Here is a 2203-nt window from a genome sequence, read left to right as displayed (position 1 = left end):
TCGCAGAGGTGGCGAGCCGTGGCGGTTACGGCGATGTGAACTGTTTTTGCCGGGCGTGCAAGGGAAAGGCCTGAACGAGCCCATCCGGTGCCACTCCCTGCGCCAGCCGCAGGGGCAGGGGGATAGCCTGGTGGTATGAGTCATACCGCAGTCTGGGCCCGAGTACAGCAGGGGGGAATGGCGCCGAACGTTGGCAGGGGCGAGCTGGCTGGGCACATTGTGATCCAGTGCGCGACTATGGTCTGACATACGTACTCGCCATTTTATTATGAAAATGAATGGGCTAAGATGGCCGCGCGCAACAAACAAGTTGATAACAAACGGAAGTTAGGAGATGCCGATGGAAAGCAAAGTAGTAATCCCGACCCAGGGTCAGAAAATCACAGTCGATGCCAACGGCAAGCTGCAGGTTCCCAACCATCCGATCATTCCGTTTATCGAAGGGGATGGCATCGGTGTGGACGTCACCCCGGCCATGTTGAATGTGGTGAATGCTGCGGTCGAGAAAGCCTACAAAGGCGAGCGCAAGATCGCCTGGATGGAGATCTATACCGGCGAGAAGTCGACTCATATCTATGGCGAAGGTGCCTGGCTGCCGGCCGAAACCCTGGATTTCATTCGTGAATACTGCGTGGCCATCAAGGGCCCGCTGACCACCCCGGTCGGTGGCGGTATTCGCTCCCTCAACGTGGCCCTGCGTCAGGAGCTGGATCTCTACATCTGCCTGCGCCCGGTTCGTTACTACGAAGGGACCCCGAGCCCCGTCAAGCGCCCTGACCTGACCGACATGGTGATCTTCCGCGAGAACGCCGAAGACATCTACGCCGGTATCGAGTGGAAGGCGGACAGCGATGAAGCCAAGAAGGTGATCGCCTTCCTGCAAAACGAGATGGGCGTGAAGAAAATTCGCTTCCCCGAGTCTTGCGGCATTGGTATCAAGCCCATGTCCAAGGCCGGTACCGAGCGTCTGGTGCGTGCTGCCATCGAGTATGCCATCGACAACGATCGCGACTCCGTGACCCTGGTGCACAAGGGCAACATCATGAAGTTCACCGAAGGTGCCTTCAAGGATTGGGGCTATGCCCTGGCCCAGAAAGAGTACGATGCCCAGCTCATCGACGGCGGCCCCTGGTGCTCCTTCAAGAACCCGAAAACCGGCAAGACTATCGTGGTCAAGGACGTCATCGCTGACGCCTTCCTGCAACAGATACTGCTGCGTCCGGCCGAGTATGACGTCATCGCCTGTATGAACCTCAACGGTGACTATATCTCCGACGCCCTGGCTGCCCAGGTTGGCGGTATCGGCATCGCGCCGGGTGCCAACATCGGCGACGGTGTGGCGCTGTTCGAGGCAACCCACGGCACTGCACCGAAATACGCCGGTCAGGACAAGGTCAACCCGGGTTCGCTGATCCTCTCTGCCGAGATGATGCTGCGCCACATGGGCTGGGTCGAAGCGGCCGATCTCATCATCAAGGGAATGGAAGCCGCCATCGCCAACAAGACGGTCACCTATGACTTCGAGCGTCTGATGGAAGGCGCCACCCTGCGCTCCTGCTCCCAGTTTGCCCAGGATATGGTCGATCAGATGTAAGCGGTAAGACTGAAATGCAAAACCGGCGCCATGAGCGCCGGTTTTTTATGGGTGAAGAGCCAAGGGATTCATTGCGCCTGCTCTACGTGTTGCTGATAGCGCTGCTGCCATTTGCTGCTTTCGGCTTCGTCACCCTGGGTCTGCCAGAACTTGCAGATGGAGTTGGCGAGCTCGGATGCCATGGCGTGATCTCCATCGCGGCGACTCATCAGATATTGTCCCAGCCAGCTTTGATATTGTTTCATTGCCCGATCTCCTTATCTAAGGTGCCCTTGGGTGTTGCTCGTCTGGCAAAACAGCTTCTCGACCGCTGCCAGACCTGACTTAACCAGGTCACGGTTTGTCTGCGCACCTCTGTTCGTTGTTATCACCGGATTGGGTAGCGATCTCGCCGGATAACGGTGCGAACGGGTCGCAGATGTCAAAAAACGGACCCTATCCTATCACAAAATAACCAACTTGGGGGGATTGGCAGCTGACGGCGGAGGCCTGGCGCGCTCATGTGCAAGGCACAGTGGGGGCCATCTTGCTGATCCATGAAGAGAAAAACCCGCCAGAGTGGCGGGTCTATCGGGTGAAAAAAGATCAAATTGGGGCGCTAGCCAGGTA

Annotated in this window: 2 protein-coding genes; one reads left to right on the top strand and one right to left on the bottom strand. The window is 57.6% G+C overall.

What is annotated here, in order from left to right:
• Positions 1–340 precede the first annotated feature (340 nt).
• A complete protein-coding gene (gene icd, locus AAC083_RS15870; RefSeq protein ID WP_005312750.1) occupies positions 341–1594 on the top strand; it encodes an NADP-dependent isocitrate dehydrogenase in 1254 nt (417 codons plus the stop codon).
• A gap of 68 nt (positions 1595–1662) precedes the next feature.
• Here icd and AAC083_RS15865 read toward each other — a convergent pair whose 3' ends face one another.
• Positions 1663–1839, bottom strand: coding sequence for a hypothetical protein (locus AAC083_RS15865; RefSeq protein WP_108537100.1), 177 nt, complete (start codon positions 1837–1839; stop codon positions 1663–1665).
• Positions 1840–2203: the final 364 nt, after the last annotated feature.

The organism is Aeromonas sp. HMWF014, assembly GCF_963878295.1.
In the GTDB taxonomy this organism is placed as follows: domain Bacteria; phylum Pseudomonadota; class Gammaproteobacteria; order Enterobacterales; family Aeromonadaceae; genus Aeromonas; species Aeromonas popoffii.
This window is presented reverse-complemented; position numbering and strand designations above follow the sequence as displayed.

Bases quoted from the DNA above. Each gene is read 5' to 3' on its own strand.
- icd (WP_005312750.1), top strand. From the start codon at position 341: ATGGAAAGCAAAGTAGTAATCCCGACCCAGGGTCAGAAAATCACAGTC.
- AAC083_RS15865 (WP_108537100.1), bottom strand. From the start codon at position 1,839: ATGAAACAATATCAAAGCTGGCTGGGACAATATCTGATGAGTCGCCGC.